This is a genomic window from Brevundimonas mediterranea (genome assembly GCF_014196125.1).
GTDB lineage: Bacteria > Pseudomonadota > Alphaproteobacteria > Caulobacterales > Caulobacteraceae > Brevundimonas > Brevundimonas mediterranea.
Window position 1 is genome coordinate 39,109 of the sequence record NZ_JACIDA010000004.1, and the last position, 17,071, is coordinate 56,179.

Here is a 17,071-nt window from a genome sequence, read left to right on the forward strand (position 1 = left end):
CTGTCTTATTTGCTCATCCAGGGGCGGGATTTGCCTGCCGCGATGCGGGCGTTCTGTTCGCGCTGGAACCGGCCGCCGCGCGGGGCCTGGGGACGGGCGTCGAGCGCCGCCTTCTTCAGGCGCAGGGCGCGCTGAACGGGGGTTTCGCCGGGGATGTCGTCAGCCGGGATCGGGGTGTCTTCGTCGCTCATGAGACCCTCCTAGCATGAAAAACGCCCACCGGTCGGAACCGGCGGGCGCTTGATCTTCAACAGAGCGAGACGATCAGGCGTCAGCCTTGACGCCGGCTTCGGCCAGCCATTCGACGATCTTGCCCTTGGGCATGGCGCCGACCTTCATCGAGGTCATCTGGCCGTCCTTGAACAGCATCAGGGTCGGGATGCCCTTCACGCCCAGCTTGGACGGGGTCATGGGGCTGTCGTCGATATTGATCTTGGCCACGGTGACCTGACCGCCCAGTTCGTCGGCGATCTGTTCCAGCGCCGGGCCGATCTGTTTGCAGGGGCCGCACCATTCGGCCCAGAAGTCCACCAGAACGGGGGTGGAGGATTTCAGGACGTCGGCGTCGAAGCTTTCGTCCGTGACTTTTACAGTCGCCATCAATGGCTCCTTGGGGCGCTGGCGCCGGGCCCACGGGGCGAACGGCTTGAGCGCGTGTTGATGTTGGCCGGAGCGTCCGGGTTCGGTCGCAGATGTGGGAGCGAATCGCGGGCAATTCAACTGTTCGCCAACGCCGCGTCCAGCATCGGCTGCGGGATCGGCATCAGTTTGGGGCCGTCGGTCCAGACCAAGGCGGCCTCGACCGGGCGGTCGGGATAGAGACGTTTGAGCACGGCGACATAGGCGGAGGCCTGCAAGACATAGGCGGGATCGACCCGGTCGAGGGCGTCGGGGGCGGGGCGGTTGGTCTTGTAGTCGATGACCAGGACCCGGTCGGGCGTGACCACCAGCCGGTCGATGCGGCCGTTGATCGCCACGCTGGACGGGCCAGGCAGGGCGCCGGTCAGGGCCACCTCGGCGCGGGAGCCGGGACCGAAAACGGGGGCGAAACGGGCGTCGTCCAGCACCGAGAAGGCGGCGGCGATCATTTCGGCGCGCTGGGCCTCGTCCAGATCGGTCTCGCGCGCCAGCAGGCGCCGCGCGGCGTCGGGACGGTCGGCCGGCGCGATCTCGGGCAGGCGCTCCAGCAGTCGGTGGATCAGGTCGCCGCGCCGGAACCGACCCAGCGACGCGCCGCCGGCCGCGCTGCGCGCCAGGGGCGAGGGGGCGGGGATGCGGATCGAGCCCTCCATCCGCGACGGCGCGGCGAAACGGGCGGCGGCGTCGGCGGGCGGCGGGGTGGCGGCCCAGGCGGGCAGGGCTGCGGTCGTGCGGTCTTGGGCGGTCGTGACGGGGCGGCGTTCGGGATCGACGCCGAAGCGGCGGACGCCGTTCTCGACCTCGCGCACCTGGTCGCCCAGCCGGTCGAAGGTCTCCTCGATCACCGACCACCAGCTGCCGGGCTCGGCGCCTCGGCTGGAGGCGCGGCCCATGACGATGACCCGGTCGCGGGCGCGGGTCAGGGCGACATAGAGCAGGCGCAGGGTCTCGTCGTCGGTGCGGGCCTGGCGCGCCGCGCGAGCGTCCGCCGAGGCGGGGCAGTCGTCCTTGGCCGAGCCGGGGGCCATCAGCCAGGCTTCGCCTTCACCTTCATCGGTGACAGCGGGCATCAGGGAGGGGCCTTGAGCCTTCGCCTTCATGGTGGTGTCGGGCAGGATGACGATGGGCGCCTCCAGCCCCTTGGCGCCGTGGACGGTCATGACGCGGACCTCGCCGCGCGCCCCCTCCAGTTCGCGTTTCACCTCGACGTCGGCGGCCTCCAGTTGGGCCAGGCAGGTCTCCAAGTCGATCGCGCCGCGGTTCTCGGCCGCCAGGACCTGGTTCAGGGTTTCGTCGACGGCTTCTTCCGCCTCGCGGCCCAGCCGGGCCAGGATGCGGGCGCGGCCGGAGCGGCCCGTGTCGTCCACCCGGTTCAGAGCCTGGGAGAAGAAGGCGAAGGGATCGCCGCCGCGTGCATCGACGGCGGCCTGGAGCGCCTCGCGGGCGCGGGCCCATTCGGGGCGTTCGTGCGCCCGGTCGCGCAGGTCGCGCCACAGCTGGCCGGCCTTGCGGTTCTCGCGGCCGGCCAGGGCGTAGAGGCCGTCCTCGTCCACGTCGCACAGGGGGCTGCGCAGCACCTCGGCCAGGGACAGGTCGTCGTCGGGGAAGAGAGCAAATCGGGCCAGGGCGATCAGGTCGTCGAAGACGATGTGGCTGGACAGTTTCAGCCGGTCGGCCCCGGCGACGGGGACGCCCTCGGTCTTCAGCGCGCGAATGATCTCTTCGAAGGTGGCGTCGCGGCGGCGGACCAGGACGATGTAGTCGCCGTAGCCGGCGGGGCGCTGGTCGCCCGATTTGTCCTTCTTGAAGACGGCCAGGCCGCTTTCGACCTGGCGGCGGATTTCGCGGGCCAGGTCGCGGGCCAGGCGCTTGCGGGCGCTGCCGACGCTTTCCTGATCGACTGGATCGTCCCAGGCGTCGGTCTCAGGCGCGGGTTCGTCGAGGAACAGGGGCCACAGGTCGATGGCGCCGTGCTGGCCGACGCGCGCGGGGATGTGACGGGCGATGTCGCCCTGGGGGCCGGTCAGGGCGCGGGTGCGGTCGGGATCGGCAAAGACGGCGTCGACGAAGGTCAGCACCTCTTCGGTCGAACGGTAGGAGGTGTTCAGCTCGGGCCCGGCGAAGGGTTCGCCGGCGCCCTCGGCCAGGGCCAGGAAGTCGGCCCGTTCCTGACGCAGCCGTTCCGGCCGGGCGCCCTGGAAGGAGTAGATCGACTGTTTCTCGTCGCCGACGGCGAAGACGGTGCGGCCCAAGGCCCGATTGGGTGAACCTTGGCCGGAATAGAACTCCCCGGTCAGGGCGCGGACGATGGCCCATTGTTCGGGAGCGGTGTCCTGCGCCTCGTCGATCAGGACGTGATCGACGCCGCCGTCCAGCTTGTACAACACCCAGGCGGCGGCCCCGCTGCGGGTCAGAAGGGCGGCGGCGCGGGCGACAAGGTCGGGGAAGTCCAGGGCGCCGCACTGGGCCTTTGCGGCCTCGTAGAAGGCGGCGTGGGCGCGGGCCAGAGTCAGGACCTTGATCGTGTCGTCGGCGATCCGGGCCTTGCGCAGGGCCTCGCGGGTGGCGAGGAATTTGGTCTGGAGGTCCAGCAGCCAGCCGACCGCGCCTTGCGGCGCCGACTTGGTGCCCATGCTCTTTCGCGGCTCGCCCGCCTGGGTGCAGAAGACCCCGGCCAGGGCCGCGAACCCGGCGTAGGGGGGCGCGGCCACGCTCATGGCGTCGGCGATCTTGCGGTCGTTGGTCGAGCCGGTCTCCATGGCCTCGGCCATGCGGTTCCATTCGGCGGGGTCGATCCAGGCGACGAAGTCCTGTTCCAATTCTTCGGGACTGCGGCCCGCCTCGGCGCCGGTGAGGGCGTAGGGATCGGGCGCGGTTCCGGCCTCGGCGCGGTCGATATAGTCCAGCAGATCGGCGCGCTTGGCCTCGATCATCGACAGCAGGGCCTGGAACCTCTGCCAGTCCAGCTCGACGGCGAAATGGCTGTAGGCCTGGCCGATGGGACCGTCCGGGGCGGCGACGGCGGCGCGGGCCAGATCCTCGCGCGCGGAATGGCTGAGGGCGGTGGCGGCCTGGTCTTCCAGCACGGTGAAGCGGGGCGAGACCCCGGCCTCGAGCGGGAAGCGGCGCAGCAGTTTTTCGCAGAAGGCGTGGATGGTCTGGATCTTCAGCCCGCCCGGCGTCTCCAGCGCGCGGGCGAACAGTTTGCGGGCGCGGGACAGGGCCGCGTGATCCATCGCCTGCGGGTCGCCGTCGTCCAGCCGGGCCAGTTCGCGCGACAGGGCCGCGTCGTCCAGCACCGCCCAGCCGCCCAGCTGGTCGAACAGCCGGGCCTGCATCTCGGCGGCGGCGGCCTTGGTATAGGTGACGCACAGGATGGCGCCGGGATCGACCTGATCCAGCAGCAGCCGCGCCACCCGGTTGACCAGGGTGGTGGTCTTGCCCGAGCCGGCGTTGGCGGTGACGAAGACGGTCAGGCGCGGATCGGCGGCGACGATCTGGGGGGAGTGGACGGTCATTCGCTGTCCTCGCCGTCGCCGATGACCGACCATTCCCAGACGCGGGCCAGATGGTCGTAGTTGCCGCCCTGGTTGCCCATGAACTGGGGCGCGGCCCAGGAAACATAGGGGGTGTTCTCGTCGTCGAAGCGGGCGATGCGGCGCTTCAGCCCGTCCAGCGCCGCCTGGGCCAGGTCGGCGGCCTCGGCGCCCGAGGCACGGGTGATGACCTCGCCCGCCGTCTTGCGGCCGACCACGCGGACATAGGTCAGTTCGTCGGGCGTGACCGGGCCGTTGGTGCGGTCGAACCCGCCGTCGGCCAGGATGGCGGCGGTCAGGGTCAGCTGCGGGGCGAAGCCGGACTTGACCTGTTTGGCGCTGGGGGCTGCGCCGGTCTTGAAGTCCATCACCGCCGCGCCGTCGGAGGCCAGTTCGATCCGGTCGGCGAAGGCCTTGACGGTGAAGGGGCCGGCGGGGGCGTCGAAGGTCATGGTCCCCTGTTGCTCGACCAGGATGTCGATACCCCGCGCGCGGCGGCGGCGCTCGAAATCGGTCAGCCAGCGGGCGCAGTTGCGGGCCAGGGGCGCCTCGCGGGCCATGGCCGCATCCTCGAACCCGCGCGCGCCCAGTTCGCGCAGCAGATGGTCGTGCAGGATGGTTTCGCAGTCGTCGGGCAGGTCGTCGGGCCAGTCCAGCGTCAGCCGTTCGATGGCCGCATGGACGGCGTTGCCACGGGCGAGCGCTTCGGCAGAAGCGCCGGGACGGTCCATCGCCTCAAGCCCCAGCACCCACAGGGCGTAGATGGCGTAGGGGTCGCGCACCCAGCGTTCGATGCGGGTGACATAGAGGCTGCGCGGCCGGCGATGCACCGGGGGGCGCGGCTCGGGCCGTTTGGCGAAGCGCGGCGGGCCGGGCGGGGGCGCGTCCAGGGCGCGGGCCCAGTCCAGGACGGTGCGGGGCCGGGGCAGTTCGACCGGGGTTTCGGCGGAATGGGCGCCGCGGGTCAGCATCTCCAGCCGCCACAGCCAGCGGGACCGCACGGCCGGTTGGCCGCCGCGCCGTTCGCTGTGGACCAGGATCACCTCGTCGGCGCAGGCGGCCTGGACGAAGTCCTGGGCCGTCTGGCCCAGGCGGCGCTCGGGCGGGGGCAGGCCCAGGGCCTTGCGCATCGGGCGCGACAGGAAGGGGTCGGTGGGCGCGGCCTGGGGCCAGACGCCTTCCTCCAGCCCGGCCAGGATCATCCGGTCGGCGCGCACCAGCCGCGCCTCGATGGCCCCCAGGATCCGCAGCGACGGATGGGTCGCCCCGCCGGTCCGGACCACGGTCTCGCGCACCAGGGACGTGGTCAGCTCGGCCAGGTCGGTCTGGTCGATGCGGCCCAGCGAGGCCCCGCCCTCGATCAGGCCGGACAGGAGGGCGGCGGCGGCCTCGCCGTCGGGGCCGGCCCAGGCGTCCTGGCCGGCCAGGGTCTCGATCAGGCGCGTCAGGGCCGAGGCGGCCGTGTTCAGATCGGCGTCGGGGGCGAAGGCGGCGGTCGCCGCCTCGACGGTGGTTTGCAGATGATCGACCAGGCGCGTGGCGGCCGACAGGCGTTCGCGTTTCCACTCGGGCGGAGCCTTGCCGCGTCGGTCCGGCTCGACCGCCTCCAGCAGGCGACGGCGGATGGCGGCGAAGTCGCGGGGGCGGGGGCCGCGCAGGGCGTGCTCCTCCAGCGCGGCGACGGCGGCGGCTTGAGGGGAGCCGCCCAGGTCGAACCGGACCAGCGGGTGTTTGATGACGGCCAGCAGCAGATGGGGCTGGACCGGATCGGCGATCCAGCGGGCGCACAGATCGACCAGGGCGCCGGTGGGCAGGCGGGACAGGGGGGCGCCGGCCGAGGAGTCGGGGATGACGCCCCAGCGTTCCAGCCGCGCGGCGACGCGGCGGCCCAGGGCCTGGTCGGGCGTGACGATGGCGCAGGTCCTTCCCGTTCCGTCAGGATTGGGCGTTTCCAGAGTCTCACGCATCATTAGGGCGATGGCGGCAGCGGCCTCTTCCTCGGCGCGGACGGTCAGCAGGGACAGGCCTTGCAGGCCTTCGGCTATGGGGTCGCGGGCCTCGCCGCGCGCGGCGGCGGTCGAGCGAAGGTCGCGGATGGCGCGGCGCCAGTCGTCGGTGGCCTCGGCGGGGCGCAGGGCCTCGTTGACCAGGCGCTGGCGGGCCTGGCCACGGGCGAGGGCGGCAGGGGGCTGGGACGGGGCGAACCAGGGGCGGACATCGGCGCGGGCGACCTCGACGCGGTCCAGCAGTCGTTTCATCGCGCTCTGCGGATGCTGTTCGTCCAGCCGGTCCCAGACCGCCGCATCCAGATCGAGATCGAGGCCGGGCAGAACGACACAGCCCAGGGGCGCGCGGGCCACGGCGCCCAGGACGTCGGCGGCGGCGGGGACGGTGCCGGTCGAACCGGCGGCGATGACGGCCTGGGTCGGGGGCGTGTGGTCCCACAGTTCGGCCAGGCGGCGCAGCAGGGTCGCGCGACGCCACGCGGGATCGACCAGGCCCAGCTCGGCGAGGCGTTTGGGCCAGGCCTCGACCGCCAGCCCCAGGAACTCGGCGGACCGTTCCCAGTGTTCGGCCATTTCGCCGTCGACCAGGGTGGCGATCCGTTCGGGGTTCGGAACCTCTTCCAGCTGGCAGGAATCGAGGAAGCCGCCGAGCGCATCCGCCAGATCCAGGGCGCGCATCGGCGTCAGGCTGTTGTCGAACTGTTCGACGATCATCCGCGCCATCTCGAACCGGCGGGTCAGGGCGGGGATGGCGGGCGGCAGGTCGAGGCCGAGGGCGCCGGGGGTGAAGGGCGGCTCGTCCTCCTCCAGATCGCCCAGCGGCCGGACCTGGGGCAGAAGGATGGGGCGGCCCTGCGAGAGTTTCGACAGGGCGCCGGTGAAGGCGCGGGCGGCGCGGCGGTTCGGCAGCAGGATGGTGGCGTCGGACAGGGTCTCGGGCGGCAGATCGCCCAGCCAGGCCAGGACGCCGGCGGACAGGTCCTCGAGGAAGGGCCGGTGCGCGGGGATGGCGTACCAGCGGGGGCTGGACGCCGCGAAAGGATCGAACGCGCTCACGCGTCTCCCGCCAATTTCGCCTCGGCCTGATCCCGCGCCTGGGGATCGCCGACGTGCATCCAGTCGCCGTCCAGGACGCAGCCGTAGAGGCGACTCTCGGCGGCGGACTTGCGCCACAGGGGGCTGAGGGAGAAGGGGCCATCAGGGCCGTGGTCGGCATAGCCGGGGCGGGTGATGTGGACGCCCATATAGGCGAAGGGGGCGGAGGGGGCGTCGCCGCGGAAGGTCAGTTCTCCGTCCTCGGCCAGGAAGAAGTCGCCGTCGCCCTCGAAGCCGATGGAGCCCTCGCGGCGGGCCAGCAGCAGGGCGGCGTCCATCGTGTCCGGGTTCCAAAGGCGCACGAGGTCCGCCAACGCATCGCCCCGGTCGATCCAGACGCTGTCGATATTGGCGACGAAGATCGGATCGTCGCCCAGCAGGGGATGGGCCTTCTTCAGGCCGCCGCCGGTCTCCAGCAGTTCGGCCCGTTCGTCGGAGATGAGGATCCGTGGGTCGCGTCCGCGTGCGGCCAGATGGGCTTCCAGGCGTTCGGCGAACCAGTGGACATTGACGACCGCCGTCTCGACTCCGGCCTCGGCCAGCCGGTCCAGCACATGGTCGATCAGGGCCCGGCCGTCGACCTCGACCAGGGCCTTGGGCCGGTCGTCGGTCAGGGGACGCATGCGGGTGCCCAGGCCGGCAGCCAGCACCATTGCGGTCTTGGGAGCGGTCATGCGCGTACCTCGGCGGGGACGTGGCGGTCGAACCAGCGGGCGACGGGCGCCAGGGCCGGCTGTTCCAGATTGGCGTTCAGATGCCGCCACATGCGCGGCAGGAACTGACGGTAACGGGGCTTGCCGTCCCGCGCGATCAGCCGGGCGAAGATGCCGATGATCCGCGCCTCGTTCAGGGCGGCGAGCCCGGCGTAGCCGGCCATGAATGCGGCGCGGTCCACGTTGGGCCGCAGGGCGAAATAGCGGTCCAGGGCCTCGGCCTCCAGGGCGGGAGAGACGTCGCGGCGGGCGTCCTGGAGCAGGGAGTGCAGATCCCAGGACGGGTGGGCGCGGACTGCGTCCTGGAAGTCGATCATGCCGACGCGGGCGGGGCCTTCCCGCTCGGGCAGCCAGATCAGATTCTCGGCGTGATAGTCGCGGTGGGCCATGACCGAGGCGCCGCCTGCGCCCGAGGCGACCAGGGGCGCCCAGGCCTCGCGCCACGCCGTCACGGCGGCGGCGTCGAAGGCGACGCGGTCGTCCAGCCGGGGCAGCCATTCGACGAACAGGTCGGCCCCGCCCTGAAGCGCCGTCTCGTCATAGGTCAGCAACGGCCAGTCGCCGCCGAGGCCGTGCAGGGTCTGCGGCGGGTTTCCGGCGTCGTGCAGGGTCGCCAGGGCCTCGATGGCGGCCAGATACAGCGGCGTCTCATCCGCGCCGTCTTCGATGACGCGGGCGAACAGGGCGTCGCCGAAATCCTCCAGCACGGCCAGACCGTTGGGGGCGTCCAGGGCCGGGATTTCAGGGGCGGACAGGCCCAGCGCCTTCAGATGGGCGGCGACGGCGGCGAAGGCCTCGATCCGTCCGGCGGACAGGCGGGCGACGGCGTTCCAGCCGGCGGCCTGACGCTGCTGCGGCGTCCAGGATGGGTCGGCGGGCGGGCTTTCGGCGGCGGGCGCCTGGTCCATCAGCATCAGGCTGGCGCCACCCGGCGTGGTCAGCCGCTCGTAGCGTCGCGTCGAGGCGTCGCCGGGCAGGGGCGCGCGGGCGGCCTGGGCCAGGCCGGCGGAGGCCAGGAAGTCGAGGCGAAGCTGTTCGCGGTCAGAAACGGACATGGTCGATCAGGTCTTCCCACCGGCCTGCGCCGGAAACGGTCGCAACACGGCCATCGCCGTGTTCGGAAATCTCGATGACCAGCCGGTCTGGCCCCAGGAAGCGCTCGGGCGCCTCGCCCAGACGCTCGGGCCATTCGATGACGGCGCAGCCCTCGTCCAGGGCGTCGTCCAGGCCGATCTCGAAGGCCTCTTCCGGCCGGGTCAGGCGATAGAGGTCGAAATGGGCGACGGGCGGGTCGGATTCATAGAGCTGAACCAGGGTGAAGGTCGGGCTGGGCACGTCCTCGTCCGGCGTGGTCAGGGCGCGGATCAGGCCGCGCGCCAGGGTGGACTTGCCCATGCCCAGCGGGCCGTACAGCAGCAGGCTGTCGCCCGGCGCCAGCAGGGGGGCGATGACCTGGCCCAGACGGGTGGTGGCCTCGGCGTCGGGGAGTTCGATCTTCATGGGAACACCGCGTCGGGGTCGACGGCCAGGGTCCGTTCGGTGAACTGTTTCAGGGCCACGGTGGCCTTGACGGCGTCCCCGTCCAGCCGTTCGGGCGGGATCGGCCGGCCCACCACGATGTCGAACGGCTTGCCCTCCTTGTTCAGGAGTTCGTGGAACAGGGTCACGTCGCGCAGTTCCTGCGAGACCTTGTCGAACAGGTGGAACAGCCGGCTGTAGGGGCCGGTGACGTGCATGGGAATGACCGGGGCGGCGTATTTGCGCGCTAGGGAGGCGGCGGTGGGCGCCCATTCGGGATCGGTCAGGACGCCGTTCTTCTCGCGGGCCAGGCGGCCGGCGGGGAACATGACGACGCAACGTTCGGCCTCGAAGGCGGCCTTGGCGGCGTTCAGGGTGGCGCGGGTCTTTTCGCGGGTGCGCTTGTCGTGAACCCATTCGACGGGAATCACTGTCTCGGCCAGTCGCGGCGAGACGCGCAGGGCGTCGGCGTTGGCGAAGAAGATGGCGTCGGGGCGGCGCTGTCGGACGGCGTCATAGACCGCCACCCCGTCGGCGATGCCGGTGGGATGATTGGCGACCACGACGCACCGGCCGGTCGCGGGCAAACGGTCCAGATGGGTGGTGGAGACCTTCAGGTCCAGCAGGTCCGAGACGTGGCTCAGGGTCTCGGCGCCTGACAGGTTCTGGATGGCGTCGGCCATCCGCACCGCCGCCCTGTAGTTCAGCACGGAATACAGGGCTGGCCGCACCACGGGCCACCAGGCCGAGGCGGTCAGACGCGGGGCGCGCTCGGCGATGAGGACATCGACGATATGGGGCGAGCGGCGGACGGGAAGGGCGGCGGAATTCATGGACGACCGCTTGTCGCCGGTTCGGCGAAAGGGAGCAAGCCTACCAGAGGCGCGCCACGCCGAAGCTGTCGAACACCTGTTCATTGGAGACGAGCGTCAGGTTGTTGATCAGGCCCTGGGCGATCAGCAGCCGGTCGAACGGGTCGCGGTGCGTATGGTCCAGCCGGCCGGCGTGGGACGCCTCGCGGGCGGTGATCGGCAGGATGTCAAAACCTTCGAGATCGACCTCGGCCTCGAACCGTTCGGCCAGCAGCCCAGCCCTGGGCAGTCGGCCCATGCCGTGTTTCAGGGCGATCTCATAGGCCGAGACGGCGCTGACGAAGACATGGGCGCCGCCGTCCCTTATCGCGGCCTCTGCGGCGCGGCTGAGCCCGGCTTCCCCCGACATCCACCAGATGAGGGCGTGGGTGTCGAGCAGCAGCCTCATTCGCCTCGGCCCTCCCACAGACGCAGTTCGTCTTCCGGCAGGGGGGCGAAGAAACGATCATCCATGGCGACGAGGCCCTTCAGCCGACCCGGCTTGCGCTCGGGCTTGGTCGCCGGCTCGAAGGGCACAATCCGTACTGCGGGCTTGTCGCCGCGCGCAATGACGACCTCTTCGCCGCGTTCGGCGGCGGCGATCAGTTTGGAGAGATGTGTCTTGGCGTGGTGGACGGTGACAGTGGTCATGTCGCGCTCCTTGGTCCAAGCAGCTTAGCTAACTTCTGAGCTGTCAGCAACTTTCGCCTGGCGAACGGTGGTGCTACGCCTCGCCGCTGCGAGTTTTGCGAGGAATGCCCCATGCGCCACCGTTCTCTCTTGTCCGCCGCCTGCGCGGGGATTGCCTTGTCGGGCGCTCTTATGAGCGCCGCCCCGGCCCTGGCCGAGGTTCCGCCCGCGCCGGTTCCGGCTGCGCCTGCGACGCCCGACGCCTTCACCTACCGCGACATGATCACCGCCAACCGGCTGGGCGATCCGCAGGTGTCGCCGGACGGCCGCTACGTCGTCTATTCGGTGACGACGACGGACGTGGAGGCGAACCGCCGCGCCGGCAGCCTGTGGATGCTGGACCTGAACACGCCGGACGTCGCCCCGCGCCGTCTGGCCATTTCGGACCAGGGCGCCAACACCGCCCGCTGGGGCGGGGACGGCAATCTGTATTTCCTGTCGGGCAAGTCGGGCGCCAGCCAGGTCTGGCGCGTGGCCTCGCCGACGGCGACGCCGGTGCAGGTGACCAATCTGCCGCTGGACGTGAACGCCTATCGGATCAGCCCCAACGGCGACAAGGTGGCCGTGTCCCTGGCCGTCTATCCGAACGCGGCCGACCTGAACGCCTCGGTCGAACTGGGCAAGGCCGCCGCCGAGCGGAAAACGACCGGCCAGGTCTATGACCGGATGTTCGTGCGCCACTGGGATACGTGGAACGACCACACCCAGAACCATCTGTTCGTCCAGTCGATCGGCCGCAACGGTCAGGCGACCGGAACTCCGGCTTGGGTGACCAAGGGTTTTGACGGGGACACCCCCTCCAAGCCGTTCGGCGACGAGAGCGATTTCGTCTTCACCCCTGCGGGCGACTCCATCGTCTTCTCGGCGCGCCTGGCCGGCAAGACCGAGCCGTGGAGCACCAATTTCGACCTGTGGAAGACCAACGGCCTGACCGGCGACGGGACCTTCACCAACCTGACCCAGGACAATCCGGCCTGGGACGCGGGTCCGGTGTTTTCGCCGGACGGCCGCACCTTGGCCTATCGCGCGATGGCGCGCCCGGGCTTCGAGGCCGATCGCTATCAGATCGTGCTGATGGATGTGCAATCGGGCCAGAAGCGCGAGATCGCGTCGAACTGGGACCGTTCGGCCGACACCCTGCAATGGTCGCGCGACGGCCAGACCCTGTACACGACCGCCGGCGACGTGGGTTCGACCAGGCTGTTCGCGGTGGATACGCGCAACGGCGTCGTCACCCCGGTCACCGGCCCCGGCCATGTCTCGGCCTTCCAGCAGACGCCGTCGGGCTTCGTTTTCGCCCAGGACAGTCTGAAGTCGCCCAGCGATCTGTATTTCAAGACCTATCTGGGTCGTGAAATGCCGCGTCGCCTGACCCAGGCCAATCCGGCCTTCGACGCCAAGGCCTTCGGCGAGTACGAGCAGTTCAGCTTCCCCGGCTGGAACAACGAGACGGTCCACGGCTATGTCATCAAGCCGGTGGGCTATGAGGAGGGCAAGAAATATCCGGTCGCCTTCCTGATCCACGGCGGACCGCAGGGTTCGTTCGGCGACGGCTGGTCTTATCGCTGGAACCCCGAAACCTATGCGGGCGCCGGCTATGCGGTGGTGATGATCGATTTCCACGGCTCGACCGGCTACGGCCAGGCCTTCACCGACGCCATCAGCCAGCACTGGGGCGATCGCCCGTTGGAAGACCTTCAGAAGGGCTGGGCGGCCGCTCAGCAGAAGTACGCCTTCCTGGACGGCGATAACGCCTGCGCCCTCGGCGCCTCCTACGGCGGCTATATGATCAACTGGATCGCCGGCAACTGGTCCAATGAGTTCAAGTGCCTGGTCAACCACGACGGCGTATTCGACACCTTCGGCATGGGCTATTCGACCGAGGAGCTGTGGTTCACCGAGTGGGAATACGGCGGCACGCCGTGGGACAAGCCGGACGGCTATCAGAAGTTCAACCCGGCCAACCATGTCGAGAACTGGAAGACGCCGATGCTGGTGGTGCAGGGCGACCTGGACTTCCGCATCCCGACGGCCCAGGGCCTGTCCACCTATACGGCGCTGCAGCGCCGAGGAATCGACAGCCGCCTGATCGTCTTCCCGAACGAGAACCACTGGGTGCTGAAGCCGGCCAACAGCCTGCAATGGCACAACGAAGTGTTCGGCTGGCTGAACAAGTATCTGACCCCAGCCCAATAGGGCCGGGTCGTTTTCAGAACGAAAGAGGGGCGCAGCCGCAAGGCCGCGCCCTTTTTTCATTCGGAAATCGGCTGGGGTTACAACGAGGCGCGCGTCTGGGTCGAGGAGACCAGACGGTTGTACTGATGCGCGGTCATGCAGCGCGGGGCGGTCCAGCGTTGGCCGGCCTGGCGGGCCGCTATGGCCTCCTGGGCGGTGACGAACACCGGCGCAGCGCCGAATTCACGCTGGTAGGCGCGGCGCGTCGCTGTGTCGCTGGCGCAGACCATCACCGACTGAAGCGTGGCGGCGCGCGGGGCCTCGGAACGCGAAGCCTGGGCCAGGCTGGGCGTGGCGACCGCGGCCAAGGCGGCGGCGATCAGGGCGGGTGATACGAAACGGGTCATCGGGGCATCCTCCTGTGGCCTGAATTAAGATCAGGACTCTGACGAAATATGCGCCGATTTCTTGCGTTGTAAAGTATTTGCGACAACTAAGCGTTAGACGGACGAAAATCGTGATCCACCGCCTCGCCTGGCGGCCTTCTGGGCTCCAAACTGCGACTTGCGCGTTCTGTCTGGCTCACGGAGCCGATTGTTTGGCCAAGATGCTGAAGTGGAACGAATTGTGGTCTGATCTGCGTCGAAAGGGCGTAGATCCGGCCGTGGTTCGCGCGCGGGGTTTTCACGACTGGATGCGTCGGAATGACCCGGTCTACGCCGCCGTTCGACGCCCTGGTCGCGCCGAAGCCTGGGCGGGGGGCGTCGGCCTATTGCTGATCGGCCTGGTCGTCCTGGCTTTGATCCTGTTCGACTGGAACATGCTGCGCGGCCCGATCGGGCGCTGGGCCTCGGCCGAGTATGATCGCGACATCGCGCTTCAGGGCGACCTGGACGTCAATCTGTTCAGTTGGACGCCGTCTGCAGTGGTGCGCGGTCTCAAGATCGGCGGGCCGCAGTGGGCGCGGGATCGCGACACGGCGGATGTGGACGAAGTCCGCGCCTCGGTGCGGCTGCGCAAACTGTTCGCCGGCCAGATCGAAATGCCGTTGCTCAGCTTCACCCGCCCCCAGCTGGTGCTGATCACCGACAAGGACGGCCGAAACAGCTGGGATCTGAACCCCGAAAAGCCCGACACGGGCGAGGGGATGAAACTGCCGGTCATCCAGCAACTGGTCATCACCGACGGCCGCCTGGTCTTCGATGAGCAGCGGCGCGGGCTGAAACTCGAGGCGACCGTCGATGCGCGAGAGGGGCAGGGCGACGACGCCGGTTTCGTGCTGGACGGCGAGGGCGAGGTCAATGGTTCGCCGCTGAGGCTCCGCGTCCGGGGCGCCCCTTTCATCAACATCCGTCGTGACCGACCCTACGACTTCGAGGCGAGCGTCAGCGGCGCGGGCTCCAGCCTGATCGCCAAGGGGGCCGTGACCCGGCCTTTCGATCTGGGCCGGTTTGACGCCACCCTGAGCTTGCAGGGGCGCGACCTGTCGGACCTGTATCTGCTGACGGGGGTCGCCCTGCCCAACACCCCGCCCTATCGGCTGAAGGGCGCGTTGAAGCGGAACGAGAATATCTGGACTTTCAGTGATTTCGACGGCCGGGTCGGGGCCTCGGACCTGTCCGGCGATGTGCGGGTCGATGCGGCGAAACGGTTGCGGGTCGATGCGGAACTGACGTCGCGCCGCCTCGACATCGACGACCTGGCCGCCGTCCTGGGCGCCCGGACCGTGACGAATGCGGCGGGATCCAATACCGAGGCGCCTGTGGCCGTCGGCGGCAAGCTGCTGCCCGACGCGCCGCTGCAGACCGAGCGCCTGCGGGCGATGGACGGAAGCCTGACCTATCGGGCGGTGGCGGTGAAGGCCAATGACCTGGATGTGCGGGCGGTGAACCTGGGGGCGAGATTGAAGGACGGCGTCCTCGATCTCGACCCCGTCAGTTTCAACTTCAATCGGGGCGAACTGAACGGCACGGCCCGGATCAATGCGACGCGCGACGTCCCCTACAGCGTCGTCGATTTCCGTCTGGCCGGCTATCCGCTGGAATCCATCATTCCCGCCCGCGATGGAACCGCGCCCCTGACCGGGCGCGCCTTGGGCCGTGCGCGGCTGGAAGGACCCGGCGCCTCGATCCATGATTTCGCAGCGGCGTCCAAGGGCTCGCTCAGCCTGGTGGTGCCCGACGGCCAGATGCGGTCGGCCTTCGCCGAACTGCTGGGCATCAACGCCAGCGCCGGCCTGCTGAAACTGTTGCGCGGAGACCAGTCCACGGCCCAGATCCGGTGCGCCGTCGCCGATTTCGACGTGCGAGGCGGCGCGGCGACGGCCAAGACCCTGGTCATCGATACGGATGTGGTTCTGGCCCAGGGTACAGGTACGATCGACCTGGGGGCCGAAACCCTGGACCTGCGCGTGGATGGCGAGTCCAAGAAGCCGCGCCTGCTGCGGGTCTGGGCGCCCATCACGGTCAAGGGGCCCCTGACGGCGCCCCAGGTCGGAGTCGATGTCCAGGCCCTGGTCGGCCAGGGCGGGCTCGCCGGTCTTCTGGGCGCGGTTGTTGCGCCGGTCACGGCCCTGTTCGCCTTCGTCGATCCGGGTCTGGCCGAGGATGCGAACTGCGGCCGGTTGATCGCCGGGGCGCGATAAATCTGCGAAGGGTCTGGGCCGAACGAGGGGCGACGACGTATTGGAAGCCATGGACTGTATCGCATGACCCGGCGCGGCCTTTTGGCTCCTATTGCGGGGCTGATGACCGCCGCCTGTTCGCCCCTGGGCCTGCTCAACAGTCTGGGGCCGAGGGACGGGGGCGTGCGACGGGTGGCGCGCGACATCGCCTATGGCGACGATCCCCGCCAGAGGCTGGACCTGTACGCCCCCACTGTGTCGGGGACCTATCCGATCCTCGTTTTCTTCTACGGCGGCGGCTGGGATTCAGGGTCGCGCGACCTCTATGGCTGGGCGGCCCAGGCCCTGGCCGCCCAAGGGTTCGTCGTGGCCCTGCCCGACTACCGCGTCGTGCCCCAGGTGGTCTTTCCCGCCTTCATCGAAGACGCCGCCGTCGCCACGGCCAAGGCGGCGGATGTCGCCGCAGCCTATGGCGGCGATCCGGAACGGCTGGGGGTGTTGGGCCATTCGGCCGGCGCCCATCTGGCCCTGATGATCGCCCTGGACCGCCGCTACATGCAGGCGGTCGGCCGTCCTGGCCTGATCAAGGCGGCGGCGGGTCTGGCGGGGCCCTATGATTTCCTGCCGTTCGATGTGAGTTCGTCCCGGAACGCCTTCGGCCGCGCCCCCGATCCGACCCTGACCCAGCCCGTCACCTTCGTTCGCGCCGACGCGCCGCCCATCTGGCTGGGTCATGGCACGGCCGACGTCGTGGTCCACGCCGAGGACACGACCATTCTGGACCAGAGAATGAAAGCGGTCGGCGGTCGGTCCGAGGCGAAGCTCTATCCTGGTCTGGACCACGCCGACCTGATTGCGACCTTCTCGCCCCTGTTCCGCAAGAAGGCGACGATTCTGGCCGATGTGACGGGCTTTTTTCACCGCGAACTGGGCTGATCGCCCGGCGGGCACTTTTCAAGAATGCGACTTAATGCCAATATGTCGGCTGGTCGGATTTTAGTATTCGTACCGATCATTCACGGCCCGTTCCGAACCTGTCTGGCTCCGGCGCCCACGCGTGCCGAACCTGCTGGCTCCGGGGCGGGCCGTCTTCGTTTCCGCGCCATATAGCGGCGGGAAGACTCACCGACAGGAAGGATGGTGCGGGCGGCCGGGGTCGAACCGGCACTCCTTTCGGAACTGGATTTTGAGTCCAGCGCGTCTACCAATTCCACCACGCCCGCAG

General features: G+C 69.6%; 14 protein-coding genes and 1 tRNA gene. 3 read left to right on the forward strand and 12 right to left on the reverse strand.

Annotation, left to right across the window (positions count from 1 at the left end; translation table 11 throughout):
• Positions 1-5 precede the first annotated feature (5 nt).
• The 10 genes from GGR11_RS15795 to GGR11_RS15840 all read right to left on the reverse strand — a co-directional run bounded on the left by GGR11_RS15795 (position 6) and on the right by GGR11_RS15840 (position 11,009).
• Entirely contained in the window at positions 6-191 is a 186-nt protein-coding gene (locus GGR11_RS15795) for a hypothetical protein (protein WP_008258864.1), read from the reverse strand.
• 73 nt (positions 192-264) lie between these two features.
• Positions 265-600 (reverse strand): thioredoxin, encoded by a 336-nt coding sequence (gene trxA / locus GGR11_RS15800; RefSeq protein ID WP_008259544.1) that lies wholly within the window; start codon positions 598-600, stop codon positions 265-267.
• A gap of 116 nt (positions 601-716) precedes the next feature.
• Positions 717-4,157 carry a double-strand break repair helicase AddA gene (gene addA / locus GGR11_RS15805; protein WP_183198612.1) on the reverse strand — a complete coding sequence of 1,147 codons (3,441 nt, stop codon included), beginning with the start codon at positions 4,155-4,157 and terminating at the stop codon, positions 717-719.
• A complete protein-coding gene (gene addB, locus GGR11_RS15810; RefSeq protein WP_183198614.1) occupies positions 4,154-7,237 on the reverse strand; it encodes a double-strand break repair protein AddB in 3,084 nt (1,027 codons plus the stop codon). Before addB ends, addA begins: the two co-directional genes overlap by 4 nt.
• The gene (murU, locus tag GGR11_RS15815) at positions 7,234-7,950 is read right to left on the reverse strand and encodes an N-acetylmuramate alpha-1-phosphate uridylyltransferase MurU (protein WP_183198616.1); all 717 of its coding nucleotides are present in this window, start codon (positions 7,948-7,950) and stop codon (positions 7,234-7,236) included. Before murU ends, addB begins: the two co-directional genes overlap by 4 nt.
• Positions 7,947-9,044 (reverse strand): N-acetylmuramate/N-acetylglucosamine kinase AmgK, encoded by a 1,098-nt coding sequence (gene amgK, locus GGR11_RS15820; RefSeq protein WP_183198618.1) that lies wholly within the window; start codon positions 9,042-9,044, stop codon positions 7,947-7,949. The genes murU and amgK overlap by 4 nt, the downstream gene beginning before the upstream one ends.
• Positions 9,031-9,489, reverse strand: coding sequence for a tRNA (adenosine(37)-N6)-threonylcarbamoyltransferase complex ATPase subunit type 1 TsaE (tsaE, locus tag GGR11_RS15825; protein WP_183198620.1), 459 nt, complete (start codon positions 9,487-9,489; stop codon positions 9,031-9,033). Before tsaE ends, amgK begins: the two co-directional genes overlap by 14 nt.
• The gene (locus GGR11_RS15830) at positions 9,486-10,340 is read right to left on the reverse strand and encodes a GNAT family N-acetyltransferase (RefSeq protein ID WP_183198622.1); all 855 of its coding nucleotides are present in this window, start codon (positions 10,338-10,340) and stop codon (positions 9,486-9,488) included. The genes tsaE and GGR11_RS15830 overlap by 4 nt, the downstream gene beginning before the upstream one ends.
• 40 nt (positions 10,341-10,380) lie before the next feature.
• On the reverse strand, positions 10,381-10,767 hold the full coding sequence (locus tag GGR11_RS15835; RefSeq protein WP_183198624.1) for a type II toxin-antitoxin system VapC family toxin: 387 nt from the start codon (positions 10,765-10,767) through the stop codon (positions 10,381-10,383).
• Positions 10,764-11,009 carry a type II toxin-antitoxin system Phd/YefM family antitoxin gene (locus GGR11_RS15840; RefSeq protein WP_183198625.1) on the reverse strand — a complete coding sequence of 82 codons (246 nt, stop codon included), beginning with the start codon at positions 11,007-11,009 and terminating at the stop codon, positions 10,764-10,766. Before GGR11_RS15840 ends, GGR11_RS15835 begins: the two co-directional genes overlap by 4 nt.
• Before the next feature lie 111 nt (positions 11,010-11,120).
• Here GGR11_RS15840 and GGR11_RS15845 point away from each other — a divergent pair, with 111 nt between their 5' ends.
• Positions 11,121-13,244: a S9 family peptidase gene (locus tag GGR11_RS15845; RefSeq protein WP_183198627.1), complete on the forward strand. Its 2,124-nt coding sequence runs from the start codon at positions 11,121-11,123 to the stop codon at positions 13,242-13,244.
• 77 nt (positions 13,245-13,321) lie between these two features.
• Here GGR11_RS15845 and GGR11_RS15850 read toward each other — a convergent pair whose 3' ends face one another.
• Complete coding sequence (locus tag GGR11_RS15850) at positions 13,322-13,630, reverse strand: hypothetical protein (protein ID WP_183198629.1); 309 nt, start codon at positions 13,628-13,630, stop codon at positions 13,322-13,324.
• Between the two features lie 200 nt (positions 13,631-13,830).
• Here GGR11_RS15850 and GGR11_RS15855 point away from each other — a divergent pair, with 200 nt between their 5' ends.
• Together GGR11_RS15855 and GGR11_RS15860 are read left to right on the forward strand one after the other, a co-directional pair.
• Positions 13,831-15,867 (forward strand): AsmA family protein, encoded by a 2,037-nt coding sequence (locus GGR11_RS15855; protein ID WP_246331968.1) that lies wholly within the window; start codon positions 13,831-13,833, stop codon positions 15,865-15,867.
• Between the two features lie 63 nt (positions 15,868-15,930).
• Positions 15,931-16,782 (forward strand): alpha/beta hydrolase, encoded by an 852-nt coding sequence (locus tag GGR11_RS15860; protein WP_183198631.1) that lies wholly within the window; start codon positions 15,931-15,933, stop codon positions 16,780-16,782.
• 202 nt (positions 16,783-16,984) lie between these two features.
• Here GGR11_RS15860 and GGR11_RS15865 read toward each other — a convergent pair.
• Positions 16,985-17,069, reverse strand: a tRNA-Leu gene (locus GGR11_RS15865).
• Positions 17,070-17,071: the final 2 nt, after the last annotated feature.